This is a genomic window from Gemmatimonadales bacterium (assembly GCA_036265815.1).
Taxonomy (GTDB): Bacteria; Gemmatimonadota; Gemmatimonadetes; order Gemmatimonadales; family GWC2-71-9; genus CAVVWJ01.
In genome coordinates this window covers 1-26,077 of record DATAOI010000112.1, presented here as the reverse complement: position 1 = coordinate 26,077, position 26,077 = coordinate 1, and the positions used below count along the sequence as shown (strand labels likewise).

The window sequence follows — 26,077 nt, the reverse complement described above, 5'->3', positions numbered from 1 at the left end:
GAGCACCCGGCCGTCGGGCAGCAGCAGCGAGGTGCCGTGATAGCCCCGGGTGATGACGTTGCTGGCCAGGGTGGTCCACTCCCCGTTGGTCCCGGCCTTGGGGTCCCACAGCTCCGCCGCGTGCACCCCTTTGGTCAGATCGTTGAACAGCGTGCCGGCCACCCCTCCCGTGGCCAGCACCTCGCCCGTGGGAAGCACCGTGAGGTTAAAGTGGCGGCGGGCGAAGGCCATCGGGGCTGTCCAGCTCCACGTCGGACTGGGCGCGTCGAGATCAATCGTCTCGGCCGTATTGGTGGTGTAGGCGCCGCCCGCATACAGAATCTTGCCGTCGTCGTACATCACCGCCGAGCCGTAATTCCGGCCTTGATCGAACAGATGCTTCGGGCCCGGCCTTGAGGACCCGACGCCCGACACCGACACGAACCGGGTGCTGCGGGGTGCACCGGCCAGGAAGAGCGAGCCGTCCGGGGCCAGGAACGAGCGAGGATACCAGGGGAGCGAGTCCTTCGCGCCGGTCAGCTGACGGATCGACCCGTTGCTCCACACCTCCGGAATTGTGACCACCAGGCTATCCTCGTCGGTGCCGGCTTCAATCGCCACGTCCCCATTGCCCATCACGGTGGCTGTGGGATACCAGCGGCCCCTCGCCATCGGTGTGCTCGAGGACCAAGTGTTGTCGGTCGGCGAGAAGAGCGTCATGTTGGGCAGGCCGTGCCCGTCGCTGATGTGGCCGCCCACCACCAGCACCCGGCCGTCCGCCAGCAGCACGTGTCCGGCGCAGAAGAGCCGGGCAGGACTGGGAAGGTCGGTGAACACGCCGGTGGCCGGGTCCCAGACCTGCGGGTTACGCGTGCGGCCGATGGAAAGCACCCGCCCGTCCGGCAGCAGCATCATGTGTACGGCCACGATCGGCCAGTCGAACGGTGCCGTCCACTGCCCGGCCTCCGCCGAGGTCGTGGCCAGGGTGACAGCCGTCGACTGCGCTTCCGCGGCGTTGGGCGCCGAGAAGGTCAGATGGTAGGTGCCATTGGCACCGCTCAAGGCAAGATTGGTGAAGCTGGCATTGCCGGAGGCATCGGTCTCGACCACGGCCGTGCCGGAAAGCGTGACGCCGGTCACTGATGCGGTCACCGGGACGCCGGCGCCGACCGGCTGCCCGGCTCCATTCTCGACGCGAACCACCGGCTGCTGGCCCAGGGCCACGCCGTTCTCCGCGGCGCTGGACGGCTGCGTCGTGATGACGACCTGGCCGCCTTCGGTCGCGCTGCTCAAAACGATGTCCGTCGAACGGACCGACACCACACCCGACGCGGAGAAGGTCAGGTTGTAGCTTCCGTCTGAGCCACTCAGCGCGAGATCGGTGAACCGGACCTGGCCAAAGCCATCGCTTGTCCGGGTGGTCGTGCCGGTCAGGGTGGCCCCTTCCACCGACGCCGTCACCGACAGGCCGGCGGGCAGCGGTTCGCCCACCGCGTCCTCGGCCCGCAGTACCGGTTGCTGAATCAGCGGCACATCATCCTTGGCGGTGCTTGACGGCTGGGTGGCGACGATCAACTGCGGCTCTTCACCGGCTTGAGCAGTAGAGGAAAAGGTGACGATCAGGTCGGACACGGTCGCGGTGGTGGTCAGCTCACCGGCGGTTCCGCCGAGGACCCGCACGACTGCGGCGCGCCCATCGGCGCCACTGAGAACCGCGCTGTGGTCGACGCTGCCTCCGCCCGCTACCGTCCACCCCACGGAAACGCCCGCGAGCGGCTGGCCGTCGTCACCATCCACCCGCACGATAAGCGAGTCCGGCAGCGTCTGATTGATCGCCCCGACCTGACCGTTGCCATCGACCATTACCAGGGCGGCCGGCTGCGCCGGCTCGGACAGGTCGCTGTCGCTGCTGCAGGTGAGCGAGACCGCGGCGAGGGTCGCGGTCAGAGCCCAGAATCCGATCTGGCGCAGAGTCGTCACGTTGGGGTCCTAATAAAGTCGGAATTCGCGGGCGCAGAACGCAATTGCCGCGCCTTCATCATACCCGTCCCCGCACGGTCGGGCAATTACGTCTGCTGACGGTGCGCCTCAATTGTGTGGTGGATACCCGACAGAGGCGGACAGGGACGCCGCACCTGTGAGGTGCCCGGCACAGAACAGAACCGGCCGGAGGGATTCCCCTCCGGCCGTGATCTGCCGCCGGCAGCCGTGCTGCCGGCCAGAGCGGTGATGCGTTACGGCCGACCGCAGCCCTTCCGGGGCAGCTTCGCGAGAGAATCGGCCACGGTCTTGAACGCCGACTGGTTGGCCGACAGCGCGAAGTACTCCGCGTCGTAGCGCCACATGTTGAGCGCACAGCCCGCTGACCCCAGCACCAGCCCGAACTCCCGAATCTGGGCGGCAGTCATCGGGCAGAGCGTCCCGGCATCATTGTCGCCCGCGTACTTGGTGCAGGTGGTCGAGGGCACGCCGCCGTGCAGCACGTTCAGGCTGAACGCCACGGACATGTGATCCCGCCGGGCCATGGCTAGCGCCTGATCGCGCATCAGTTCCACATCCCCGTCGGTATGCGCCCAGCGGTATTGCGCCATGGTGAACTCGCACACGTAGTAGGACTTGTCCGGCTCGAAGATGTTCGGGGTATGCACCACGCCCACCGGCAGGGTGGGGAAGATGGCTTTGGCCGCGCTGCACATCTGATCGACCCGGGCCTTCGTCATCGTCCCGGCAGGGCCCCAGGAGATATTGGCCGGCTCGTCCATGACGGAGTTGCCGACGATGGTGCCGTCTGAGACGCCGGCGGCCACCGCCGACTTGATCTCCGGAGTGTCGTAGCTCTTCATCTTGGCGAGCCATTTGGTCATGTCGAACACGCCGTTGGTGAGATACAGGTCATGCGAGCCGCCGGTCATGTTCATCAGCAGATGGAAGTGCTTGTTGCGCGCGTCGGCGATGCGGCTCACGATGGTGCTCGCGCTGTAGCCGTCGAGGCTCATGCTGAACGGTGCCGTGCCAGTCCCGTCGGTCAGCAGCTGGGAGGCGCCAAAGGGAACGCCCAGGCTGCCGGCTCCACTGGAGCCGAGTGCCTGCGTCAGCGTCACCGCCGCCGTGTCGGCGAGCCCGTTGGAGGCGGCGATCACGCGATAGCTCCCTGCGATCGTCCCACCGGCATAGAGGCCGTCCGCGGTGATGCTGCCGCCGGTGGCGCTATAGGTCGGGCTGATGGCGACGCTGTCCCCGGCGGAGGTCCGGCCGTAGGCACGGAACTGCTTGGAGCCACCCAGGACCAGCGACACGCCGGCGGGGGACAAGACCACGCTGGTCAGCGTCGGCGCTGGCGCGTTGATGGTGACGGTGGCGGTATCGGCCAGGGTCCCGGCGGTGTTGGTCGCGATTACCCGATAGGATCCCGCGGTCGACCCGGCGAGATACACCCCGGCGGGGTCGACTTCGCCACCGGTTGCCGCCCAGGTAACGCCTACCGCCGCGGCGGAGCCGTCGTCCAGATAGCCGGTGGCGGTGAAGGCGTGCGACACACCGATGTCGAGCGCAACCGGGTCCGGCGTGACCGCGATGCGGACGACGTTGGTCGGCGGGGGAATCACGACGACGACGGAGGTATCCGTCTGGTTCCGGCCGCGACCGCGTCCGATGACCTTGAAGGTGCCGGCGGTGCTGGAGGAGAAGAGGCCGTCCGACTCGATGGTCCCGCCGGTGGCGCGCCAGGTAATGGCGACGGTCTCGTGGCCGCGCTTCAGGGCACTTGGGGCAGATCTGTCGGCGCGGGTCACTCCGCGAAACTGCACTTGCTGGCCCGTCTCGATGGTGACCAACCGAGGCGAGACGTGCAGGCCAGCGGCGATTTTGGAGGCGCCGTCCGACGCCGCATCGGGAGCGGTCGAGTCTTCGGCGCAGGCGGTGAGCAGAACGGTGAGCAGGGCAATATCTCGCGAGACCGCGAGTCTGCGCGACAGCTTGAACGTATATGTCATTTGTCGAGGGCCTTTCGCGAACTTCCCTGCGGTGGCACCCAACCTTCCCCAACCCGATCCTCCACCCTTGGGCTCCTGCTTATCTACGGTATCTCCGAGCAAAGTTCAATGTAAAGAAAGCTTCCGAAGTACTGATCCGCTGCTTGTCAAGTGTCTAGCCAAGTGCTTATACAGATTGGAAATGACGTATATGTCAACATGGAATTGTAACAGAAAAAGCGTATTAATATTTGACACATTGGTAGCTTGAGACACCTCCGCCGCCACCGCCGCCATCGCTTGCGCCACTGGGCCGTTCACCCTCCCGGGCGCGCCGCCGAAAGCTGCACCATATACTTCTCGCCGGCCGCGGGCCTCGCCGCCGCTCTGCAAGCGTCACCCCCGGGCAAGGACCCGGATTTTCCGCCAATGGATCGGAGGTGCCCGGCGTGAGGATCGCTTACATCGTCACCCGGGCAGACCCGATCGGGGGCGCCCAAATCCATGTGCGGGACCTGGCCGCCGCGGTGCAGGCGCAGGGGCACGCCGCCACCGTGATCACCAGCGGGAGCGGGCCCTTCATCGATGGGCTTCGCGCTCAGCACACGCCCACCGTCGTCCTCCGGCACCTGGGCGTGCCGATCCGCCCCGCGGAAGACGTCCGGGCCTTACGCGAGATTCGCGCGGTGCTGCGGGACCTGCGTCCCGACCTGGTGACCGCGCATTCCTCCAAGGCGGGCGTGCTCGGTCGTCTCGCGGGACGCTCCTTACGCATCCCCGTCGTGCTCACGGTCCACGGCTGGTCGTTCACCCCCGGCATCCCCGCCGTCCAGGCGGCGCTCTACCGCCAGATCGAACGCTTCGTCGGCCCGCTCGCCAGCAGGATCATCACCGTCTCTGATTTCGACCGGCAGCTCGCCCTGGACGCCCACGTGGCCGGCGAGAATCGGGTCGTGACGGTGCACAACGGCATGCCCGATGTCGCGCCGGAGCTGCGGGCCAACCCGGCCGCCACCCCACCCCGCCTGGTGATGGTTGCCCGCTTTGGACCCCAGAAGGACCACCTGACACTGTTCCGCGCGCTTGCGGGGTTGCAGGGTCTCGCCTGGGAGTTGGACCTGGTCGGCGATGGGCCGCTCATGGCCCAGATGATCTCGCTCGCGGGCACGCTCGGCATCGCCGGCCGGGTGCACTTCCTGGGGCAGCGGACCGATGTCGATCAGCTGCTGGCCCGGGCGCAGATCTGCCTGCTGGTGAGCAACTGGGAAGGGTTCCCGTTGAGCATCCTCGAGGCCATGCGGGCCAGCCTCCCGGTCGTGGCGTCGTCGGTCGGCGGGGTCGGGGAATCCGTGCTGGATCAGGAGACCGGTTATCTGATAGCTCGCGGGGACGCGGATCAGCTGCGGGATCGTCTTGCCCGACTGCTGGTCTCGCCCGCCGAACGAGTGCGCCTGGGCACCCGGGGGCGCGCTCGGTACCAGCAGCTCTTCACTCTGAGCCGCTCGGTGGACAGGACGCTTGCCGTCTACCGGGACGTGCTGGGAGGGTCAAACGCCATGATCCCCCCCTTGGACGACGACGGCGACTGGAAGACCGGCTGACCGGTGCCTTGGAACGCCGTCGACCCCGGGGTGTGGCCGGCTGGCAACACCCTGGTCAGCGCCCCTCTGGCGTCAAGCGGGCGTTGGGGGAGATCAGCCTTGCAGGGGATCGGCTAAACCCCCCTCCTGCTGCTCTTTTGGAAGCATTGTCGATACATTGCCTTACCGGCGGCCGGCGAGCACCCGCCGGTCTCAGGATGCGGCCGCCTGGGCATGTTTAGTGCGCCGTCGCGCCGCTTCCTGGGGGTTCGTGAGGGGCTTTGGCAGTGCGAGCGTGTCCTGACCCACGGAACTCGGGCAATATCACCCACTAGGTTCGAGGCCTATGCGATACCTCTCACTGCTGTCTCTCGCCTCGGCGATGATGCTGGGCGCTCGGAGCCTCTCGGCCCAGACCGTCCCCGCAGCCGCCGACCAGATGACGCTCTCGCCGGGGGATTCGGTACGGATCGTGGTCTGGCGCAAGCCCGAGTTCAGCGGTGACTTCGTGATTTCTCCCGATGGAACTGTCAGTCATCCATTGTTCCGCGACGTCAAGATCGCCGGGGTTCCGCTGGCCACCGCCGAGGCGAACCTCCGCCGGTATCTGAGCCAATACGACCAGAACCCGCAGTTCGTGATGGAGCCGCTGCTCCACCTGTCCGTCTCGGGTGAGGTGCCCCGGCCGCTGGTGTTCGCGACCCAGCCGGGGACCTCGGTCGCCGAGGCGGTGGCCCGGGCGGGCGGTACCACCCAGTTCGCCAATCGGAGCCATATCCGCGTAATCCGCAATGAACCGAGCGGAAACCAGCGGGTGTTCTATGCCAATCTCCAGGATCCCGAGGACCGTCTCGCTCAGTCCCCGGTGCGGTCGGGCGACCAGATCGTCGTCGACCGCAAGAAGTCGTTCGTGAAAGACATCTTCTTGCCGACGCTCGGCCTCATCGGGTCGGTCGCCTCGGTCGGGCTTCTCATCGACCGCATCAACCGGTAGCCACGATCATGAGCGAATTTCATCCCGAGACGCGACTGCTCCACGGCTCAGTGATGGCCCCAGAGCCGCCACCGGGGTACGCGCCCCGGCCGGCGGGTGAAATCTCCTTCCGCCAGATCCTTGGGGTGGTGCGCCGGCGCTATCGGGTGATTCTGCTGGTGGCCATGCTGGGCGCGGGCGCGGGAGCGTTTCTCGCCTACCGGGAGCCGCCCGCCTATCAGGCCAAGGCCGTCCTTCGGGTGGCCGACGAGCGCCGGTCGCTGACCGGCGGAGTGGAGACGCCCGAGCCGGCCGTCTCCCGGACCACCGACCCGATCCTCTCGCTGGTACAGCTGGTCCGGAGCCGAAGCGTCCTGGGCGCGGTGGTCGATACTCTGGGCCTCCAGCTCAAGTCATGGACCCCGGAGTTCGCCGCCAGCCAGATCTCCCAGGTCAAGATCGATCCTCGCGCGCCGGCTGACTCGGTCTTTCTGGAGTTCGCCCCCGACCGGGTGACCGCCCGCTACGGCGGCCGGGTCGCCAACGGCGCCTACGGCCAGGTCCTGGCCCTGGGCCCGGTCCGCTTTGCCGTAAATGGAAGACCGGCCATCCCCGGCGCCATCCTGGGGATCGCCTCCCGCGAGGCCACGATCGATTGGCTGTCCGCTACGCTGGTGGTGAACCCGCGGCTCGAGACCGACCTGATCGACGTGAGCTTCGTGTCCACCGACCCGCGGCTGGCGCAGCAGATCGTCAATCGGACCGTCCAGCTCTTCCAGAGCTTCAACATCCAGTGGGCCACCGAGAAGTCCCGCCGCCGGCGCGAATTTCTGGAGGAGCAGCTGGCCCAGACGGACAGCACGCTGGCCCGGGCGCAAGCCCAGCTGGCCGCGTTCCGCAGCCGGCAGCAGCTGGCCAGCTCGGGGAACAAGCTCGACGCGGCCCAGAGCGCTTTGATCCAGCTGGACGCGCAGCGCTCGCAGCTGGAGGCCGACCGGAGCACGTACGCCACCCTGCTGAAGCAGCTCAAGACCGGCAACGACGAGGCCCGTGCCGAGGCGATCCGGGCGCTGGCCGGATCACCCGCGCTGGGAGACAATCCGGCGATCGGCGGCCTCTATCAGCGGCTCAACACTTATCAGTACCGCGTCGACTCGATGACCACGGGACAGTTTGCGGCGGCTCCCACGAACCCCGACCTCGTGGCCCTTCGCGGGCTGATCAGGACCTCGCAGGACCAGCTGAGCCAGGCGGTGAGCGCCCATCTGGGCTCGCTCGATGCCCGGGTCAACGCGCTGAATAACCTGCGGCGGCAGAGCGGCCAGTCGATCCAGGTGCTGCCCGCGATGGTCGAAGAGGAGCTGCGGCTCACCAGCCGGGTTCAGGCGCTGAGCAACGTGGGCGAGCAGATTCGGCAAGATTATCAGCGCGCCCGCATGGCCGAAGCGGTCGAGGCGGGCGACGTCGACATCGTCGATCTCGCCGAGCTGCCCTATTCCGCACTCTGGACCATCGCGTCCATCAAGTTCGCGATCGGCCTGGTGCTGGGGCTGCTGCTCGGCGCGGGTCTGGCCTTCCTGCTCGAAGCGTTGAATACCTCGATCCGCAAGCCCGAGGATATCGAGGCCGCGCTGCACATTCCTGGACTGGCCGTCATCCCCCGGCTCACCTCCGGGCCGGGCGTCGGTCGGGCCCGCCTGATGAGGGGCAAGAAGACTCCGCAGTTGCCCAAGTCCGCCGCCGAAGCCATCGGCACCGTGGCGCAGCCGTTCTCGATCGGCACCGAGGCCTTCCGGATGCTCCGGACCAGCCTCATCTGGTCCGATGGGGCGGACCAGCTCAAGACGCTGATGGTGACCAGCGCCGCCCCGGGAGAAGGGAAGACGCTGACTGCCGCCAACCTCTCGGCGAGCTTCGCCCACGACGGACTCCAGGTCCTGCTGGTCGACTGCGACGTGCGCCGGCCCCGGCTGCACGGCCTCTTCCGGGTGCCGCGCAGCCCCGGGCTGCTCGACCTCCTCGCTCCGCCCAACGGCGGCGGCGGCGGGACGGTCGGGTCACTGTCCTTCAACATCGGCGAGTCCGACGGGGATGATCCGCTGGCGCACGCACTGCGGCCCACGCCGATCCGTGGCCTGACGCTGCTGAGCTGCGGCGCGCTGCCCACCAGCGCCTCGAATCTGCTCAGCGGGATCCGCATGAGATCGCTGCTCAAGGAGCTCAATCAGCGCTTCGACCTCGTCATCCTGGACACGCCGCCGGTCCTGGCGACTGCGGATGCCGGCATCCTGGGGAGCCTGGCGGACGGCGTGCTGCTGGTGGTCCGGGCCGGGCAGACCGATCGCTCGGCGGCGCAGCGGGCCTACCAGCAGCTGGCACAGGGTGGCGCGCGCGTCGTGGGCGCGGTGCTGAACGATCCCAAGGGCGAGGTCTCGCAATATGGGGACTACTACTATCCCTACGAGTACGTAGCCGAGAAGGAATGACCTCTCATCCGGGCGCGCGGGCCGGCGCGCCCGGGGGAGGCGCGGGCCTTTCCATTTCACCAGATGCAGCGCTGCGTGGGCAGGCCGGCCGCTCGGGGCCGTCACTGCTCCACCGACGCGCGTGTAGACTCCGGTAGGGGTCGCCGGCACGGCCGACTTTTCCACGCTGACGGAGGAATATCCCACCAGCATGTCGTCTTCCATCGCTTCGCTCGAGCCGCAGGTTGCCGCGCCGCCCGGAACCCGGCGGATGAACATCGTCATCGTCGGCCATGTGGACCATGGGAAGAGCACGGTCATCGGCCGCCTCCTGGCCGACACCCACTCGCTGCCCGAGGGGAAGCTCGAGCAGATCCGGGCCCAGTGCGAGCTCAACTCGAAGCCCTTCGAGTATGCCTTCCTGCTCGATGCGCTCAAGGACGAGCAGGCCCAGGGCATCACCATCGATGCGGCCCGGGTGTTCTTCAAGAGTCGCCTGCGGCACTACCTGATCCTCGACGCGCCCGGGCATATCGAGTTCCTGAAGAACATGATCACCGGGGCCGCCCGGGCCGAGGCGGCGCTGCTGGTGATCGACGCCGCGGAAGGCGTGCAGGAGAACTCCCGTCGGCACGGCTACATGGTCTCCCTGCTCGGGGTCAAGCAGCTGTCGGTGGTGGTGAACAAGATGGACCTGGTCGGGTGGGACCGCGGGGTCTATGACCGGATCGTTCAGGAGTATGGCGCCTTCCTGGATCAGGTCGGCATCCGGCCGGCCAGCTTCATCCCGGTGGCCGCCCGGGGCGGGGACAACATTGCCGAGCGCTCGCCCCAGCTGTCCTGGTACGACGGACCGACGGTGCTGGATGCGCTCGACGCATTCCACAGCGAGCCCGCGCCGGTGGAGCTTCCCTTCCGCATGCCGGTCCAGGACGTCTACAAGTTCACCAAGCAGGGCGACGACCGGCGCATCGTCTCGGGGACCATCGACTCCGGCACCGTACGGGTGGGTGACGCGGTGGTGTTCTATCCCTCGGGCAAAAAGAGCCGGGTCAAGAGCATCGAGGCCTTCAACCGCGCCACTCCCACCCGGGCCGAGGCGGGATGGGCCGTCGGCTTCACGCTCCAGGAGCAGATCTACATCACCCGGGGTGAGATGGCGACGGTGGAGACCGAGCCGCGCCCCCAGGTGACCACCCGTCTTCGGGTGAGTCTCTTCTGGCTCGGCAAGGAGCCGATGATCAAGCGGAAGGAGTACCTGCTCAAGCTGGGCACGGCGCGGGTGACCGCCCGGATCGAGGAGGTCCTCCGGGTCATGGACGCCTCGACGCTGGATTCGGCCGAGCAGCGCACCATGGTCCAGCGGCACGACGTGGCCGAGTGCGTGCTCAAGCTTGATCGCGCCATCGCGTGTGACCTGGCGGAGGACATTCCGGCCACCAGCCGGTTCGTGATCGTCGACGACTTCGAGATCCGGGGCGGGGGTATCGTCCGCGAGGCGCTGCCGGACCGCCAGGCCGCGGTGCGCGACCGGGTGATGCTCCGCAATTACAAGTGGGAGCCCAGCATCATCCAGCCCGAGCGGCGGGCCGAGAAATACAATCAGAAGGCCGCGCTCATCCTGGTCACCGGCGAGCACGAGACCGACCGGAAGGGCGTGGCCAAGGCGCTCGAGGGCAAGCTGTTCGAGGACGGGAAGGTGGTCTACTTCCTGGGGATCGGTAACGTGCTCTACGGCGTCGATGCCGACATCGAGCGGAAGCAGGAGAACCGGCTGGAGCACATGCGGCGGCTGGCGGAGGTGGCCAACCTCATGCTCGATGCCGGAATCATCCTGGTGGTCGCGGCCGCGGAGCTCACCCAGGACGACCTCGAGGTGATCAAGACCGCCGTCGATCCCGACTGGATCGAGACCATCTGGACCGGCGACACCGTCACCACCGACCTCACCTGCGACCTTCACCTTCCGGGCGGCGCCGTGCCCGAGGCGGTGGATCGCCTCAAGGCGCACCTCCAGGACAAGGGCGTCATCTTCCGGCCATGGTAACGGCCGAGCTGCGGTCCGCCATCGCCGGCCTCGCGCGCGAGGCCGGTCGCGCGACGATGGTCTACTACGACGGCACCAGTGACGCCGGGGTGCGGGAGAAGGCTGACCGGAGCCCGGTCACCCTCGCCGACGAGGTGGCGCACGGCATCATTCTCGAGGGGCTCGGCCGGCTCGATCCGGAGACGCCGGTGGTCTCCGAGGAGTCCGCGGCGGCCTCGTCCGAGGTGCGGCGCGGCTGGCGCCGGTTCTGGCTGGTCGATCCGCTCGACGGCACCAAGGAATTCATCAAGCGTCGCGCCGAGTTCACCGTCAACATCGCGCTGATCGAGAACGGCGAGCCGGTGCTGGGCGTGGTGCTCGCGCCGGCCCTCGACCTCCTGTACTGGGCGGTGAAGGGCGGGGGAGCCTGGCGGGAGACGGGGGCAGCCCCGGCGGAGCGCATCCACTCGAGCGCCGCCGCCCCCGGCACACCGCTCACGGTGGTGGAGAGCCTCTCCCACCCGTCGCCCGAGCTGGAGGAGTACCTCAAGACCGTTCCGGTGGCCCGCCGGGTGAAGGCCGGCAGCTCGCTCAAGTTCTGCTGGGTGGCCGAAGGACGGGCCGACATCTACCCCCGCCTGGGGCCGACCATGGAGTGGGATGTGGCGGCCGGCGACTGCGTCTACCGCCAGTCCGCCATGCAGGGGGAGCGGGCGTCGCCCCTCACCTACAACAAGCCCGACCTGCGAAACCCCAGCTTCGTGATCGGACTGTGATGCATGACCGGTCCGGCGGATCGCGAACCGACCCGGCCGCGCCCGTGTTATGGTTTACCGGGCTGTCGGGATCGGGCAAGAGCACCATCGCCAGCCGGGTACACCGGGAGCTGGAGCGGCGGGGCGGGGAGGTGGAATACATCGACGGCGACGCGTTGCGGGAGGTCTTCCCCAATACCGGCTTCACCCGGGCCGAGCGGGAGGAGCACTTGCGGCGGACTGGGTACATGGCGAGCCGGCTGGCGGCGCACGGAACCACGGTCATCGCCTCGCTGGTCTCGCCCTACCGGGACTCCCGCGCCTTCGTCCGGAGGCTCTGTCCGAACTTCGTCGAGATCTACGTCGCGACGCCGCTGGAGGAATGCGAGCGGCGGGACGTGAAGGGGCTGTATGCCCGCGCTCGGCGGGGCGAGATCCGACACTTTACGGGCATCGACGATCCCTACGAGGTGCCCGAGCATCCGGAGCTGACGCTCGATACGCGCAGCTCGACCGTGGACCAATGCGTGGCCGAAGTGCTCGCGCGACTTGGAGGCCAAACCTGATGGCAGGCGACATGGACCACCTGGACCAGCTGGAAAACCGGAGCGTCCACATTCTCCGGGAGGCGTACGCCAACTTCAAGAACCTGGGAATGCTCTGGTCCATCGGCAAGGACAGTACGGTCCTGCTGTGGCTGGCCAGGAAAGCCTTCTTCGGCCACGTGCCCATCCCGCTGATTCATATCGATACCTCCTACAAGATTCCGGAAATGATCGAGTACCGGGACCGGCTGGCGCTGGAATGGAATCTGACCATGATCTACGGCCAGAATCGCCAGGCGCTGGAGGAGAAGCGCACCTTCCCGGACGGCGCGGTGGACCGGATCGCCTGCTGCAAGGCGCTCAAGACCGACGCGCTCAAGCACACGCTGAGCGGTGAGTGGCCGCGCTATCGGCTCAACCACACGAAGCGGGTCTACGAGATCGACCGGAATACCGAGCCGTTCACCGGCGTGATCGTGGGCGTCCGGGCGGATGAGGAGGGGAGCCGTTCCAAGGAGCGCTACTTCTCGCCGCGTACCACACAGTCGCAATGGGACGTGGGGGACCAGCCGCCCGAGTTCTGGAACCAGTTCAAGACCGAGTTTGCCCCCGGCACCCATCTGCGGATCCATCCCTTGCTGGACTGGACCGAGCTCAACATCTGGGAGTACATCCGCCGGGAGGCGATCCCGACTGTGTCGCTCTACTACAATCACGGCACCGGCAAACGCTTCCGTTCCCTGGGCTGCTACCCCTGCACCCACGCGGTGGAGTCGGACGCACGCAACGTGGACGAGATCATCCTGGAGCTCCAGTCGGGGAAGTTCGTGAATATCGCCGAGCGTTCTGGTCGGGCCCAGGACAAGGAAGGCGGCGGCGGGCTGGAGACGCTCCGGCGCGATGGGTACATGTGACGGCGGCAGCGCGGGGATCGTGATGCTGCCCAACTTCATCATCATCGGCGCCGCCAAAGCGGGAACCACCGCGCTCTACTGGTACCTCGCGGAGCACCCGGCGGTGTTCATGAGTCCGGTCAAGGAGACCAACTACTTCGCCTACGGCCTGGACGACCGGGGGCGGTTGCTCTATGGCAACCCGGACGTCCACCGTTTTCCGGTGAAGGTACTGACCGACTACGAGCGGCTGTTCGCCCAGGCTGGCGGCGCCACGGCCGTCGGCGAGGCATCGCCGATTTATCTCGAGTGTCCCCAGGCGGCAGGACGCATCCGGGAGCGGCTGCCGGCGGCCCGACTCATCTGCAGCCTCCGCCATCCGGTCGACCGGGCGTACTCCAACTATCTCATGGCGCTCCGGCACCAGGGGCGCCGGTTCGACCCGTCACGGGATCTCACCAGCCGGCCCGACTGGGCCCATCCGGACCGGCACTGGATGCGGATCAGCCGGTATCACGAGCAGTTGACGCGGTACTTCGACGCGTTTCCCGGCGATCAGATCCATGTCGGACTCTTCGACGATCTCAAGCGTGACCCGGTGGGGTTTACCCAGGGGGTGTATCGATTCCTGGGGATCGATCCGGCGTTCGTGCCCGATGTCGCGACGCCGCACGCTCCAGGCGGCCTGCCGGTGAATCGGACGTTGGAGAATTTTCTCACCAGCCGCGTCATCCGCTACACCGTCAAGCCCTGGCTGCCGGTGCGGGCGGCCAATTGGGTGAGAAGGCTCCGCACCCGGAACATGCGGCAGGCGCCGCCCCTGCCCGCGGAGCTGCGGCAGGAGCTCACCGCTCAGTTCCGCGAGGATATCACCCGAACCTCCCAGCTCATCGGCCGAAGCCTGGATCACTGGCTCGCCTGACCCCGCGGGCGGGGGGGCCATTATGGCTTGATGGCGTCCAGGATGATCGAGGTGAAGGTGAGGGTCCCGCCGGCATTGCGCTTGTCGAATTTCGCCGAGCGCCAGATCTTGCCGCGGGCCTCATCCCATGGATGGTGATGGAAGGTGCCGGCCTCATCGAAATATTCGTAGAGCTCGACCCGGAAACCGGCGCTCTCGAACAGTTGCCTCGCGCTCAGATGAGTGTAGAGGACCTTGTGATCGTTGCCTCGCTGGCCCGGCGAGGCCCCACCGGGTTTGACCCATCCGAGATACGTGGGGTCCGGGTGGAAGCCATCCGGAACCGCGATCCGCAGGTAGCCTCCCGGGCGCAGATACTCGAAACATCTCCGGGCCGCGTCACCGGCCTCCTCCAGCGTGAGGTGCTCCCATACGTGTTCGGCCAGCATCGCCTCGACGCTATTGGGGCGGAGCAAGCGCGCCCAGTCGGCTGGGTCGAGCAGGTCGAGAAAGTCCTCCTGTGTGGGGATCCAACCGGGCTGGCGCCGTTCCGCCGAGCCGATGAGAAGCTTCGGGCGCGACGTGGTCGCCAGCATCCGCCGCATCACGGTCGGACCGAATCGTCGATAGTAGGCCTTCCGGATTTTCTTCACCGTCCGTTTGGCCCGCCTCAGCAGTGGGATCTTCTTCAGCAGCGCTCGCATGTGGGTTGTCCCAGTGGGTGATGTCATCCCAGGCGAGGCCGCGCCCGGTGGGGATAACGTCGGTCTAGGTCCAGTGGCTCAGGTCCCGGTTCAGCAGTCGGGACAGCAGACGCACCTCCTCCTGAAACACCCCGACCAGCTCGGCGCGGAATTCCGGCGCCAGCGGGGGGCGGCGGGCTCGGACGGTGTTCAGATCCACCATCGCCTTCTTCGCGGCGCTGATTCCCTCGGCTCCCACCGCCCGCTTGAGGCTCTGGATCGCGCCGCGCAAGGCCGGGGGTGGCTTGCGATAGAAGTCCCTCAACCAGGGCATTCGCGCTTTCTTGTTCTCGTTGATCTGGGGAAACTCGGTGCGGTCGTCGTGCGGGATGCCGAGGAACCGAATGACATCGTCGTAGACGCTTCGAGGGGAGGCGGCGAAGTCGTCATACAGGATCAGCTTCACCTGTGCCCCGGGGAAGGTCGACAACAGGCGCTCCACCTGCGTCCCGAAACGACCGACCTCCTGGTACTGGACTAGGAACGATCCACGCGAGGCAGGAGGCAGGTCGTGCCCTTGGCGCCGGCGATCCTGCAAGCGCCAGGCGGCCTCGAAATCGCTGACGTTCTCCTCGGAGACGTAGAGCAGCTGGGAGTGCAAAGAGTACACCATGTCCACCGGATTGCGGAACATGGCGATGATCCGGGCGTCGGGGTTGAACGCGTGAATGTTGCCAAGGGCCACCGAGGAACGCAGGTAGTAGACCGAGGCCTCGCCAGCGATCAGGTGCTGCGGTGCCCGCTCCGCAAAGAGCTGGGTGTACTCGTCCAACGTCTTGATCCGAGGGTAGGTACCCAGGTCCCGGGCGAAATAGTGCGGCTCCTTGATCCTCGGCATGAAGATGTTGGGATGGGTGCGCAGGTATTCATAGAGAGCGGTGGTCCCGCACTTGGGAGCGCCCACGATGAAAAACCCTGGTTTTTCAGCCAAAATGCAGCCTCCGCTGGGGTGCCCTTCCGATCTGGCCGTGGTAGATTGCCCTGGCGCGGCTCCGCGGGTCAAGCGTCGGATCATCGAGAGGCATGTTTCGTGCTGGACTGCGCCGGGATTGCCCATGGCAACATTCGCGCCTTCCGGGCCTCCGAGTCCACGCCGACCCTCTGACCACCGTCATGGGAGTGACCAACCGGCAGATGATGCAAGTTACCAAGCCCATCATCCTGGTGGGAACCGGACGCTGCGGCTCGACCCTGTTTCATCGGTTGATGGCGCGCCACCCCCGGATGATGTGGATGTCCGGTTTCTGCTATCTGTATCCCGACCGGCCACTGTGGAATCGCTGGGCCGTCACGGCCATGGGGAACCCGCTGCTGCACCAGCTGTTCGGGGGCAAGATCCGGCCGGGCGAGCACTATCGCTTCTGGGACCATCACGCCTACGGCTTCTCCGAGCCCTGCCGGGACCTCGTCGGATCGGACGTGAGCGCGCGGGTGAAGAAACAGGTGCGCGCCGCGTTCCAGCCCATGCTCACGTCCGGGCGCGATCGTCTGCTGGTCAAGATCACCGGCTGGCCCCGCATCGGCTTCCTCAACGAGATCTTCGACGACGCGAAGTTCATTCACATTGTGCGCGACGGCCGGGCCGTCGCAAGCTCGCTGCTGCACGTGCACTTCTGGCGCGGCTGGTATGGGCCGCAGCGCTGGCGGGCGGGCCTGCTCTCGCCCGACGATCAGGCCACCTGGGAAAGCTATGATCGCTCGTTCACCGCGCTGGCGGGCCTGGAGTGGCGCATCCAGATGCGGGCGATCGACGCGGCGCGGCGGACGCTCGACCCGGCGCGCTTTTTCGAGGTCAAATACGAGGACTTCTGTGAGCAGCCGGTGGAGACCTTCCGGCGGGTGCTGAAGTTCGTCGAACTTCCCGACTCCGACGCGTTCGAGCGTCAGGTGCGCGTGGCGTCCATCCGAAGCACGAGCAACCGCTGGCGGAATGACCTGACGCCTGTGCAGCAGGACCTCCTGGATGACCTGCTGCGCGAGGATCTGCTGCAGTATGGCTACGATGGGTCCGAGCAGGTCGAGAAGGTCCGGGAGACCGTCGAGCGGTAGGTGAGGGGACCACCATGACCTCGGACGAGCGCCGGGGCGCGCCCCGTGGCCTGACCCAGCGCGCGCTCGGCGGGATGCTCTGGACCTTCAGCGGCACCGGCGTTCAGGGCGCCATCCAGCTGCTGGTCATGGTGGCGTTGGGACGGCTGCTCACACCCACCGAGTTCGGTGTGATGGGCGCGGCCACCGTCATCATCGCGCTCTCGCAGATCGTCTCGCAGGTCGGCGTCGGCCCGGCGATCGTGCAGCGTCGCGAGCTCGAGCCGGTCCACATCCGGGTCGCCTTCACCATCTCCGGCGTGCTCGGCCTCCTCCTCGGGGCCGCGGTATGGCTCGCCGCTCCCGCGCTCGCCGCCTTCTACCGCATTCCCGCCGTCGAGCCCGTGCTCCGGGGCGTGGCGCTCCTGTTCCCCATCGACGGCCTCAACACGGTGGGCGAGTCGCTCCTCGTCCGGCAGCTGCGTTTCCGGCTCTTCGTCGCCGTCGAGGTCGGCAGCTATATCCTGGGGTACGCCTGCATCGGCGTGCTGCTGGCGTGGCAGGGCTACGGCGTCTGGTCCCTGGTGGCCGCCAACCTCTCGCAGGTGAGCTTGCGGACCATCGGCATGTATGTCGCCACTCGGCATCCGGTCCGGCCCAGCCTCGACCTCCGGGCCAGCCGGGACCTGCTCAGCTACGGCCTGGGGCACTCGCTGGCCCAGGTCGGCAACGTGCTCTCCCAGCAGGGCGACAACATGGTGGTCGGGCGGTGGCTCGGCCCCCAGGCGCTGGGGATCTACGGGCGTGCCTACAATCTGATGGTGGTGCCGGCGAGCGTGTTCGGACGGATCGTGAACCGGGTGCTCTTCCCGGTCATGGCGCAGGTCCAGGACGAGCCCGACCGGCTGGCGGGTGCCTACGAGCGGGTGCTCGCCCTGGTGGCCCTGATGTCGCTCCCGGTGAGTGCGTTTCTCTGGGTCGTGGCGCCTGAGTTCATCCCCACGCTTCTGGGGCCACAGTGGACCGGGGTCGTGCTGCCCTTCCGGCTGTTCTCCTGCAGCCTGCTGTTCCGGATGAGCAGCAAAGTGAGCGACGCCTGCACCAAGGCGGCCGGCGTGGTGTACGCGCGAGCGCTGGTGCAGGGCGCCTACGCCGCCCTGGTAGTGACGGGCGCGCTCATCGGTCAACACTGGGGTGTGGGCGGCGTGGCCGTCGCGGTGTCGCTCGCGATGGGATGCAACTGGGTGGCGATGGCGGCACTCAGCCGATCGGTAACCGGCCTCTCCTGGAGCCGCTTCCTCCGCGCGCAGGTGCCGGGAGCCGTCTTCGCCGCGCTGATCGGGGGCACGGCGGGCCTCGCTGCCCAGGCGGCGCGGGCGGCGCACCTGGGCAAGATCCCGGTGCTGATCGCGGCGGGGGCCACGGCCGCCGCCTGCGCCCTGGCCGCCGCCACGCTGCGATCGGAAATGTTCCTCGGCCCGCACGGCGCCTGGGCGTCCAGACGAGTCGGGGAGCTCCTCCGCCGCGGCTCTCGCCGGATCGGCCGCCCAGCGGGGAAGCCGGAGCCCGACGCTCTCGCCGAAGCCAATCCGGAATGAAGGCGGCGCCGATCGCCTTCTTCCTGCCCTCGCTTCGTGGCGGCGGTGCCCAGCGGGTGATCGTGAATCTGGTGCAGGCGATCGCCGAACGCGGGCTCCCGGTGGACGTCATTCTCGCCATCGCCCAGGGCGCGTTCCTCGACCAGCTTCCTCCCTCGGTGCGCCTGGTCGATCTCCGCGCCACCCGACTGACCGGGAGCCTGCTGCCGCTCACCCGCTATCTCCGCCGGGAACGGCCCCGGGTGCTGGTCTCCTCGATGAGTCACGCCAATCTCATCGCCCTCTGGGCGGCTCGGCTCGCCCGGCAGGGCACGCCGGTCATCGTCACGGTGCACACCACGCTCTCGCATTCGATGGGGCAGCGGGAGCGGCTGGGGGACCGGGTCTGGCCCCACCTGGTACGCCTCTTCTACCCCTGGGCCGCCGGGGTGGTCGCCGTGTCGGGCGGAGTCGCGGACGCCCTGGCGCAGTCCACCGGGATATCGCGTGCACGCGTCCAGGTGGTCTATAACCCGGTGATCACGCCGGGGATGATCGCGCTGGGCCGGCAGGCGCCGGACCACCCCTGGTTCGGAGTGGGGCAGCCGCCGGTCATCCTCGGCGTCGGGCGGCTCACCGCGGCCAAGGACTTTCCCACGCTCATCCGGGCATTCGCCGAGGTCCGGCGACACCGGGCCGCTCGGCTGATGATCCTGGGAGAGGGAGAGGAACGGCCCGCGCTCACGGCCCTTGTGGGCGAGCTGGGGCTGGCCGACGACGTGGCCCTCCCGGGGTTCGTCGAGAAAGCACCGGCCTACATGGCCGGCGCCGCGCTCTTCGTGCTCTCCTCGGCGTGGGAGGGACTGCCCACCGTGTTGATCGAGGCGCTGGCGCTCGGCACTCGGGTGGTGGCGACCGACTGCCACAGCGGCCCCAGGGAGATTCTGCAGCAGGGACGTCTCGGCGCCCTCGTGCCGGTCGGCGATCCGGCCGCCCTGGCCCAGGCCATCATCGATGCGCTGGATCGACCCGCCGAGCCGATCCCGGCGGAGGCGTTGCGGCCGTTCACCCGGGAGGCGGCGGTCGATCACTACCTCCGTCTGATCGAGAGCGCGTGACTACCTCGCGATCTGCGTCCCCAGCCTCCCCCAGGATCCTGCTGCTGTCCACCAGTCTCGGTATGGGCGGCGCGGATCGTCAGATCCTCTGCCTGGCACGCGCCCTTCTCGCCCGCCAGTATGAGGTGCGCCTGGTCTCGATGACACCGCTGGGGGAGATGGGGCGGCAGGCCTTCGACCAAGGCCTGCCCGTCATCAGCCTGGAGATGGAACGGGGCCGCGCCGATTGGCGGGCGTTCCAGCGACTAGTTACTCTGCTGCGGGAATGGCGGCCGCAGCTGCTGACGAGCTTCATGTACCACGCCAACCTGCTGGGCCGGCTCGCCGGCAGATGGGCCGGTGTGCCGCTTATCGTGAGCTCGATCCGCAGCGAGCGCAACGGTAGCGCCTCGCGCGATTGGCTCATGCGGCTGACGAACTGGATGGATGATCGCTGCACCACCAACTCGCAGGAGGTGGCGGACTCACTGCGGGAGCGGAGGCTGCTGCCGAGCGGCAAGGCACTGGTGATTCCCAACGGCGTCGATGTCGCCGAACTTTCGGCGCCGGTGGACGAGCGCCTCCGCATCCGGAGCGAGCTCGGTCTGGCGCCGGGCGAGTTTCTCTGGCTGGCCGTCGGTCGGCTGCTGCCGCAGAAGGACTATCCGACCCTGCTCCAGGCGTTCCAGCCGCTGGCGGCTGCGCCGGCCCGGTTGCTCATCGCCGGACGGGGGCCCATGCTGCAGGAGTTGGAGCAGCAGGCGCGGCAGCTCGGCACGGGGGCGCAGGTGAGCTTTCTCGGTGTCCGGCAGGACATCCCGGCGCTGCTTGCGGCAGCTGACGGCTTCGTGCTGTCCTCCGCCTGGGAAGGGATGCCCAACGTGGTGATGGAGGCGCTGGCAGCCGCTACGCCGGTGGTCGCGACCCGGGTCGGGGGAGTGGCGGAGCTAGTGGAATCGGGGACCAGCGGGTTCCTGGTGCCGGCCGGGGATCCGGGTGCCCTCTCGCAGGCGATGCGGCAGCTCATGTCCCTGCCGGCCCGGGAACGGGAGCTGATGGGGCGCGCCGGACGGCACCATGTCGCCACCCGCTACGGCATGGGGGCGATGGCCGATCGCTGGATGGCGCTCTACCAGGAGCTGTTGAGCCGGAAAGGCATTGCCATCCCATGACGCAACCAGCGACCACTTCCCTCAGACCGAGAAGGCCAGCATGATCTCGCTCGCCTACGCCGCCCTGTGGTTGTTCGTCTTTTCGGTGCCCTGGGAAGGCGTCATCCGCATCAGTCAGATGGCCGTCGTCAGTCGGGCCACCGGCGTGCTGGCCTTTGGTCTGGCGATGCTCGCCATCGTGATGTCGGGACGGATCCGACGCTGGCACCTGACGCACATCGCCGCGCTGCTGTTCGTGCTCTGGTCGGGGTGCGGCCTCCTGCTTATCAACTTCCAGGGTGTACCCAAGAAGTTCTACACCTTCGTTCAGCTCTTCGCGGCGATGTGGATGATCTGGGAGCTCGCGCCCTCGCGGCAGAAGGTGCTCGGGCTGTTGACTGCCTACCTGTTCGGCGCCTACCTCGCCGCAATCGATACCGTCATCGTGTATCGCCGACAGGGAGGGGCGCTCCGCCGTTTTGCCGCGGGTGAGGTCGACCCCAACGACCTGGCGATGACCCTCGCCCTGGCGGTCCCCCTGGCCTGGTATCTCGGGCAGACCTACCATCGGCCGGTGATGCGCTGGATCGCTCGCGGGTACCTGCCGTTAGGAATACTGGCCATCGGGCTCACCGGCTCGCGCGGGGGCATGCTGGCGACGATGGTCGCGTTGATGATCGTCCCTTTGACCATGACCCACCTGACCGCCGGGCGCCTGGTGTCGGCTATCGCGATGCTCCTCATTACGGGGAGCCTCGCAGTGGCGTACGTGCCCACCAAGATCGTGAATCGGCTCGCCACCACCGGAGAGCAGGTCGAGGATCTCAGCCTGGGCGGCAGGTTCAAGCTGTGGAAGGCGGGGATGACCGCCTTCACCGAGTCGCCCCTCATCGGCTACGGCACGGCCAGCTATATCAAGGCGATTACGCCGCAGTTAGGCCCGGCCGCCCAGGTGGCCCATAACTCCTACATCTCGGTGCTGGTGGAGGAGGGGGCCATCGGATTCATGTTGTACGCGACGATGCTCTTCGCGGTCTTTCTGGCGGTGCTGCGGCTCCAGTCCATCGATCGGCGATTCGGCCTGGTGCTGTACGCCACGCTCGGCATCGCAATGCTGCCGCTGACGTGGGAAGACCGGAAAGCGGTCTGGGTCATCCTGGCGGCTCTCGTGGGGCTGTCCTATTCGCAGGTCGCCGGAAGCGTCGCATCGCGATGGCAAGCAGCGCCGAGGCGGGTACCGGTCATCCGACCCACGCAGGTGCCGCGGCCCAAACCGATGGCCGGGCCGCGCCGGAGCCCCGGCCGCGACGCGTCCGCGTGACGCCCAGGGTCAGTGTGGTCACCACGGTGTACAACGGCGAGCCCTATTTCGATCGGGCGATCCCGGGCATTCTGGCGCAGAGCTTCGAGGATTTCGAGTTCGTGCTGGTCGACGACGGCTCCAGCGATGGGAGTCTCGAGCGGCTGCGCGAGGTGGCCGCGCGCGACCCGCGGGTCCGGGTGTTCGCGCCGGGACGTCTGGGCGCCGCGGCCGCCTACAACTTCGGCGTGGCCCAGGCCCGGGGCGAGTACATCGCCCGCCAGGACTTCGACGACCGAAGCTACCCCGAGCGCCTGCGCCTTCAGGTGGCGCTGCTGGACGCCCAGCCCGCCCTCGGCATGGTCGGAGGCTACTACGTGCTGGTGGACGAGCGGCGGGGCGAACGGTACGTGCGGATGCCTCCCACGGACCACCCCGCGATCCTGGCTGCCATGGCGCGATACGTTCCGATCGCCCACACCGTGGCCACGTTCCGCCGGCAGGCCTGGGTCGAGGCCGGCGGCTACCCCGAGGTCAACAACCTCATCGACCTGCGATTCTACGTCCGAGTCGCCAAGCGGGGGTGGCGGTTCGCGAATGTGCCGGAGGTGGTGGGCGAGCACTACGTCCACGATGCGAGCTGGTTCCATCGGTCGCTCAAGTATGTCGAGCGGCAGCGGGACCTGGCGCGGGTGCAGGCGGAGAGCGTCCGCGAGCTGGGGCTTCCCCGCTGGATGTACGTGTACTCCCTGGGCCGGCACGCCTACGCCTACATCCCACCGGGGTGGAAGCGCCTGCTGCGTCGGGGTCTCGTCCGGGGGTCGCGCGAGCGGGACATGTGACGCGGGGCATCACCGTCCCGCTCGCCACGCCGGTGGAGGATCGACTATGGAGTGGCGGCGGCGCCGCTGGACCCGGCGCCGTCCGGCGACATCGGCGGGCAGCGGTAGACGTGGAGGTATTCCTGCCGGTAATCCACGCGGCCGACCCCGGTGCTGGTGCGGAGCTGGCAGTTGTCATAGATCCAACGGATCAAGCCGCGCTGCTTGAGATTGGCGCGAAAGGCGTGGGACGGCGCCGGTGCCACGATCCAGAGCGCGTTCCGGTGCCCTGATGCCCGCAGCGTGTCCAGCGATGCCCTGAGAGGCACGGGGTCCGGCCGGAGGCGATGCACCGGCGCGTCAGGCAGGTAATGCGCCAGCACCATCGGTTGATCGGAGAAGACCACATCGCCGGGCGTGAGGGCCCCATGCAACCAATGCGCGGCACTCCGGAAATCGAAGCGCCGGCCGTCGCGGAGATCGGATACCAGCGTCGGCACCCCCGCCGCCACGATCATCGCCGTGACCACGGCCGGAAGCAGCCAGTGGGGGCGCAGCATTCCGTCCACCTCGAACAATCGGTCCAGAAACACGCCAGCGGCGAGGAAGAAGACCGGCACCACGGGCAAGAGGTAGTAGGTGGAAACCGGGGTGCGCAAGGAAATGAGCGTAAGGAAGGCGATCGGGAAGATGGCCACGCTGGTCAGCAGCAGCGCCAGAGACCGGTCGCGCCCCTGCCAGAGAAAGTAGATCCCCGCCGCCGCGCTCAACACCAGGGGCACGGTCAGGCTCTCCCCGAACGCCAGCAGATAGATGAGCTGCTTCACCCCGCGTGGAGCGGGAGGCCGGATGAGAAACTGTCCGCTGGCCGGGTTCTTGTCGTGCTCGGAAATCCAGCCATGGAGTATGGGGAAAAATCGGATGGCAATCACCGCGGCAAGAATCACCGCGAATGCCGTCGCCCAGCGCACGCTTCGCTGACTCCATAGTTGCTTCAGCTGGCCTGGCTGGAGATAGGTCGCCAGGAACCAGATCGCGAGCCCACCCGCCAGCAGCACGGCGGCGGGATGCGCCAGCACCGCCAGGATGCCGGTGACGATTCCGAGCGCGAGCGCGCGGCGGCTCCGGTCTCGGATAGCGAGATACAGAGCATACGGGTACACGGCCGACAGCAGGAAGACCAGCGACCAGTAGCGCGCGAGCTGCGAATAGAGGAGCTGCAGCGGGCTCACGGTCAGGAGGAGTGTGCCGAGGAAGGCGGCCCGGAGCGGTATCAGGCGCCGAGCTTGGAAAAAGAACACTGGAATCGCCAGCGCCCCGAAGAAGGCCGGCAGGAGCCTGAGGCCGAGCTCGTCCAGCGGGTGGAACGGGCGGACCAGGTAGTAGTTGAGCAGATATCCCAACGGCCGCGGATTGCCGAGCCGGGGACGGAGCGAATCTCGCAGCGTGAAGATCTCGGTCGCCTGGAAGTTCCAATCGCCGAGGTGGCAGAAGCGAATGAGGAAGGCGAGGGCCACCAGGCCCGCGACCAGCGTGCCGAAGAGGCGCCGCTGGTGTCGTTGCGTCTCGTCCGCGGTCACCAGCGCGCCCAGTGCATGGCCACCGCGCGGACGAGGTGTTGCGGGCTTTGCGGGCGGATGTGTCCCAGACAATCGCTCACGTTCTCATCCTCTGGTGGTCGCAGTGGGTCGGGGTCGGATCGGGCCGGACGCAATGTAGCGACCTGCCTTCGAGAGCGCACCGCAGAGCGGGTCCGGAGAGGGGCTGAACCGGTATTTTGCCCTTGACAAAGGTGATGTAGGTCACCATTCTGTATCCGGCGCAAGCTTCCTAGACAACGAGATGACACCACCTCGGTGATCATTCCTTGGCGCCCTGCACGACTAGCTCCCTAGTCTCAGCGGACCAGTACCTCCAAACACAATCATAGGGTTCCGGCAGACTGCCTGCCTGTGCCCGCTGCGTCAGGACTCATCACGATGAGCCACCGCTTTGGCCGATGCCGAGCGTTGGCGCCTCGCCTGCCGCGACAAGTGTGTCACTCCTAATCCAGTCGTTGACGGAGAGAGGACCGCCCGCGTATGACCCACAGTTTCAAGTTGTCTCGTAGGATTGCTCGACTTCGAGTGCCCGCACTCGCCGCGATCATCGTCCTGGCCGGCTGTAACAGCACCGATTCCGTGAGCCCCGACAACAGCCTGCCTCTGACCACCGGCGATTCGCCAACCGCCGCCCCCACTGCCCCGATCGCTGATCCTTCGTTCTCGACCTCGTTTGCGGGCGGCATCCCCATCGGTACCTTTGAGCAGCCGACCACCACGTTCGGCAGCCGCTACAACGGCGCCAAGGAGAACATCGCACCGTCCTCGCTCGTGAGCGCGCTCTCGGCGATCAGGTCACGGGGTGGTAAGGTGGTGCTGATGTTCGCGGGCAGCGAGCGGTACTATAAGGATGCCAGCGGCCACTTCAGCCTGACCAAATGGAAGGAACGGGTCAACCGGTACCGGAACGTCAACTTCTCCTCGTACGTGAGCGACGGCACCGTCATCGGCCACTACATGATCGACGAGCCGCACGATCCGTACAACTGGAGTGGCGAGCCGGTCTCGCCGTCGACCCTGGAGGAAATGGCGAAGTACAGCAAGTCGATCTGGCCCAACATGCCCACCGTGGTCCGGGAAGCGCCCCATTATCTCGCCACCTGGAGCGGCACGTACCACTACCTCGACGCGGCCTGGGCTCAGTATCTCTCCCGGATGGGCAACCCCAGCGACTACATCCGTTACAACGTGTCCGAGGCCCAGAAGAAGGGACTGGCGCTCATCGTCGGCCTCAACTTCATGAAGGGCGGCAATCCCAACGGAACGACCATGAACGCCACCGAGGTCGAAAACTTCGGCTCGGCGCTGCTCAGCAGCTCGTATCCCTGCGCGTTCATCAGCTATCAGTACAACTCGACCTACCTGTCGAACACCGGCATCAAGAGCGCGATGGACGTGCTGCGTCGCAAGGCGGAGAATCGGAGCACCAGGACCTGCCGCGGATCCTGAGTCCGGGCGGCACGCCATGATTCAAACGGGGGCCGCGGTCGATGCCGCGGCCCCCGTTCGATTTTCCAGACCCCGACGCCAGCTACCAGCCGCCGCGGCGGAGGAGGATGACGGGGATGGTCTTGAGCATGATGCGGAGGTCTTCGCGCAGGCTCTGGCGGCGGATGTACTCCAGGTCGTAGCTCACCTTGGTGCGCACATCGTCCAGCGAGCGGTCGTAGT

At 67.3% G+C, this 26,077-nt stretch carries 20 protein-coding genes; 15 read left to right on the top strand and 5 right to left on the bottom strand.

Annotated features, from left to right (window positions below):
* On the bottom strand, nucleotides 1-1,959 hold a 1,959-nt coding region (locus VHR41_20440; GenBank protein ID HEX3236573.1), incomplete at its 3' end, for a kelch repeat-containing protein.
* 254 nt (nucleotides 1,960-2,213) lie between these two features.
* Nucleotides 2,214-3,971, bottom strand: a complete 1,758-nt coding sequence (locus VHR41_20435; GenBank protein HEX3236572.1) for a hypothetical protein — start codon at nucleotides 3,969-3,971, stop codon at nucleotides 2,214-2,216.
* Between the two features lie 428 nt (nucleotides 3,972-4,399).
* On the opposite strand from VHR41_20435, the gene VHR41_20430 reads away from it, so the two are divergent.
* From VHR41_20430 to VHR41_20395, 8 genes are all read left to right on the top strand, one after another.
* Nucleotides 4,400-5,551, top strand: coding sequence for a glycosyltransferase family 4 protein (locus tag VHR41_20430; GenBank protein ID HEX3236571.1), 1,152 nt, complete (start codon nucleotides 4,400-4,402; stop codon nucleotides 5,549-5,551).
* A gap of 325 nt (nucleotides 5,552-5,876) precedes the next feature.
* The gene (locus VHR41_20425) at nucleotides 5,877-6,524 is read left to right on the top strand and encodes a polysaccharide biosynthesis/export family protein (protein ID HEX3236570.1); all 648 of its coding nucleotides are present in this window, start codon (nucleotides 5,877-5,879) and stop codon (nucleotides 6,522-6,524) included.
* An 8-nt stretch (nucleotides 6,525-6,532) separates the two neighbouring features.
* Nucleotides 6,533-8,989 (top strand): Wzz/FepE/Etk N-terminal domain-containing protein, encoded by a 2,457-nt coding sequence (locus VHR41_20420; protein ID HEX3236569.1) that lies wholly within the window; start codon nucleotides 6,533-6,535, stop codon nucleotides 8,987-8,989.
* Nucleotides 8,990-9,179: 190 nt separating this feature from the next.
* Nucleotides 9,180-11,015, top strand: coding sequence for a GTP-binding protein (locus VHR41_20415; GenBank protein HEX3236568.1), 1,836 nt, complete (start codon nucleotides 9,180-9,182; stop codon nucleotides 11,013-11,015).
* Nucleotides 11,009-11,770 (top strand): 3'(2'),5'-bisphosphate nucleotidase CysQ, encoded by a 762-nt coding sequence (cysQ, locus tag VHR41_20410; protein HEX3236567.1) that lies wholly within the window; start codon nucleotides 11,009-11,011, stop codon nucleotides 11,768-11,770. Before VHR41_20415 ends, cysQ begins: the two co-directional genes overlap by 7 nt.
* On the top strand, nucleotides 11,770-12,315 hold the full coding sequence (gene cysC, locus VHR41_20405) for an adenylyl-sulfate kinase (GenBank protein ID HEX3236566.1): 546 nt from the start codon (nucleotides 11,770-11,772) through the stop codon (nucleotides 12,313-12,315). The genes cysQ and cysC overlap by 1 nt, the downstream gene beginning before the upstream one ends.
* The gene (gene cysD, locus VHR41_20400; GenBank protein ID HEX3236565.1) at nucleotides 12,315-13,208 is read left to right on the top strand and encodes a sulfate adenylyltransferase subunit CysD; all 894 of its coding nucleotides are present in this window, start codon (nucleotides 12,315-12,317) and stop codon (nucleotides 13,206-13,208) included. Before cysC ends, cysD begins: the two co-directional genes overlap by 1 nt.
* Nucleotides 13,195-14,109, top strand: a complete 915-nt coding sequence (locus VHR41_20395) for a sulfotransferase (protein ID HEX3236564.1) — start codon at nucleotides 13,195-13,197, stop codon at nucleotides 14,107-14,109. Before cysD ends, VHR41_20395 begins: the two co-directional genes overlap by 14 nt.
* 20 nt (nucleotides 14,110-14,129) lie before the next feature.
* Here the strand turns inward: VHR41_20395 and VHR41_20390 are convergent, their stop codons facing one another.
* Both VHR41_20390 and VHR41_20385 read right to left on the bottom strand, forming a co-directional pair.
* A complete protein-coding gene (locus VHR41_20390) occupies nucleotides 14,130-14,792 on the bottom strand; it encodes a hypothetical protein (protein ID HEX3236563.1) in 663 nt (220 codons plus the stop codon).
* A gap of 64 nt (nucleotides 14,793-14,856) precedes the next feature.
* The gene (locus VHR41_20385; GenBank protein HEX3236562.1) at nucleotides 14,857-15,762 is read right to left on the bottom strand and encodes a sulfotransferase; all 906 of its coding nucleotides are present in this window, start codon (nucleotides 15,760-15,762) and stop codon (nucleotides 14,857-14,859) included.
* A gap of 203 nt (nucleotides 15,763-15,965) precedes the next feature.
* On the opposite strand from VHR41_20385, the gene VHR41_20380 reads away from it, so the two are divergent.
* The 6 genes from VHR41_20380 to VHR41_20355 are packed head-to-tail and all read left to right on the top strand — an operon-like array spanning nucleotide 15,966 to nucleotide 22,826.
* Nucleotides 15,966-16,880 (top strand): sulfotransferase, encoded by a 915-nt coding sequence (locus VHR41_20380; protein HEX3236561.1) that lies wholly within the window; start codon nucleotides 15,966-15,968, stop codon nucleotides 16,878-16,880.
* 14 nt (nucleotides 16,881-16,894) lie between these two features.
* On the top strand, nucleotides 16,895-18,457 hold the full coding sequence (locus VHR41_20375; protein ID HEX3236560.1) for a lipopolysaccharide biosynthesis protein: 1,563 nt from the start codon (nucleotides 16,895-16,897) through the stop codon (nucleotides 18,455-18,457).
* Nucleotides 18,454-19,554 carry a glycosyltransferase gene (locus VHR41_20370; GenBank protein HEX3236559.1) on the top strand — a complete coding sequence of 367 codons (1,101 nt, stop codon included), beginning with the start codon at nucleotides 18,454-18,456 and terminating at the stop codon, nucleotides 19,552-19,554. The genes VHR41_20375 and VHR41_20370 overlap by 4 nt, the downstream gene beginning before the upstream one ends.
* Nucleotides 19,551-20,705 (top strand): glycosyltransferase, encoded by a 1,155-nt coding sequence (locus tag VHR41_20365; protein ID HEX3236558.1) that lies wholly within the window; start codon nucleotides 19,551-19,553, stop codon nucleotides 20,703-20,705. Before VHR41_20370 ends, VHR41_20365 begins: the two co-directional genes overlap by 4 nt.
* A 40-nt stretch (nucleotides 20,706-20,745) precedes the next feature.
* The gene (locus VHR41_20360) at nucleotides 20,746-22,005 is read left to right on the top strand and encodes an O-antigen ligase family protein (GenBank protein HEX3236557.1); all 1,260 of its coding nucleotides are present in this window, start codon (nucleotides 20,746-20,748) and stop codon (nucleotides 22,003-22,005) included.
* A complete protein-coding gene (locus tag VHR41_20355; protein HEX3236556.1) occupies nucleotides 22,002-22,826 on the top strand; it encodes a glycosyltransferase family 2 protein in 825 nt (274 codons plus the stop codon). The genes VHR41_20360 and VHR41_20355 overlap by 4 nt, the downstream gene beginning before the upstream one ends.
* 44 nt (nucleotides 22,827-22,870) lie before the next feature.
* Here the strand turns inward: VHR41_20355 and VHR41_20350 are convergent, their stop codons facing one another.
* Entirely contained in the window at nucleotides 22,871-24,385 is a 1,515-nt protein-coding gene (locus tag VHR41_20350; protein ID HEX3236555.1) for a glycosyltransferase family 39 protein, read from the bottom strand.
* A gap of 546 nt (nucleotides 24,386-24,931) precedes the next feature.
* On the opposite strand from VHR41_20350, the gene VHR41_20345 reads away from it, so the two are divergent.
* Entirely contained in the window at nucleotides 24,932-25,855 is a 924-nt protein-coding gene (locus tag VHR41_20345) for a hypothetical protein (GenBank protein HEX3236554.1), read from the top strand.
* Nucleotides 25,856-26,077 lie beyond the last annotated feature (222 nt).

What these genes read in the sequence shown, in the direction of transcription:
- VHR41_20435 (HEX3236572.1), bottom strand. Translation starts at nt 3,971, where the DNA reads ATGACATATACGTTCAAGCTGTCGCGCAGACTCGCGGTCTCGCGAGAT.
- VHR41_20425 (HEX3236570.1), top strand. Translation starts at nt 5,877, where the DNA reads ATGCGATACCTCTCACTGCTGTCTCTCGCCTCGGCGATGATGCTGGGC.
- VHR41_20420 (HEX3236569.1), top strand. Translation starts at nt 6,533, where the DNA reads ATGAGCGAATTTCATCCCGAGACGCGACTGCTCCACGGCTCAGTGATG.
- VHR41_20415 (HEX3236568.1), top strand. Translation starts at nt 9,180, where the DNA reads ATGTCGTCTTCCATCGCTTCGCTCGAGCCGCAGGTTGCCGCGCCGCCC.
- cysQ (HEX3236567.1), top strand. Translation starts at nt 11,009, where the DNA reads ATGGTAACGGCCGAGCTGCGGTCCGCCATCGCCGGCCTCGCGCGCGAG.
- cysC (HEX3236566.1), top strand. Translation starts at nt 11,770, where the DNA reads ATGCATGACCGGTCCGGCGGATCGCGAACCGACCCGGCCGCGCCCGTG.
- cysD (HEX3236565.1), top strand. Translation starts at nt 12,315, where the DNA reads ATGGCAGGCGACATGGACCACCTGGACCAGCTGGAAAACCGGAGCGTC.
- VHR41_20395 (HEX3236564.1), top strand. Translation starts at nt 13,195, where the DNA reads ATGGGTACATGTGACGGCGGCAGCGCGGGGATCGTGATGCTGCCCAAC.
- VHR41_20390 (HEX3236563.1), bottom strand. Translation starts at nt 14,792, where the DNA reads ATGCGAGCGCTGCTGAAGAAGATCCCACTGCTGAGGCGGGCCAAACGG.
- VHR41_20380 (HEX3236561.1), top strand. Translation starts at nt 15,966, where the DNA reads ATGATGCAAGTTACCAAGCCCATCATCCTGGTGGGAACCGGACGCTGC.
- VHR41_20375 (HEX3236560.1), top strand. Translation starts at nt 16,895, where the DNA reads ATGACCTCGGACGAGCGCCGGGGCGCGCCCCGTGGCCTGACCCAGCGC.
- VHR41_20370 (HEX3236559.1), top strand. Translation starts at nt 18,454, where the DNA reads ATGAAGGCGGCGCCGATCGCCTTCTTCCTGCCCTCGCTTCGTGGCGGC.
- VHR41_20360 (HEX3236557.1), top strand. Translation starts at nt 20,746, where the DNA reads ATGATCTCGCTCGCCTACGCCGCCCTGTGGTTGTTCGTCTTTTCGGTG.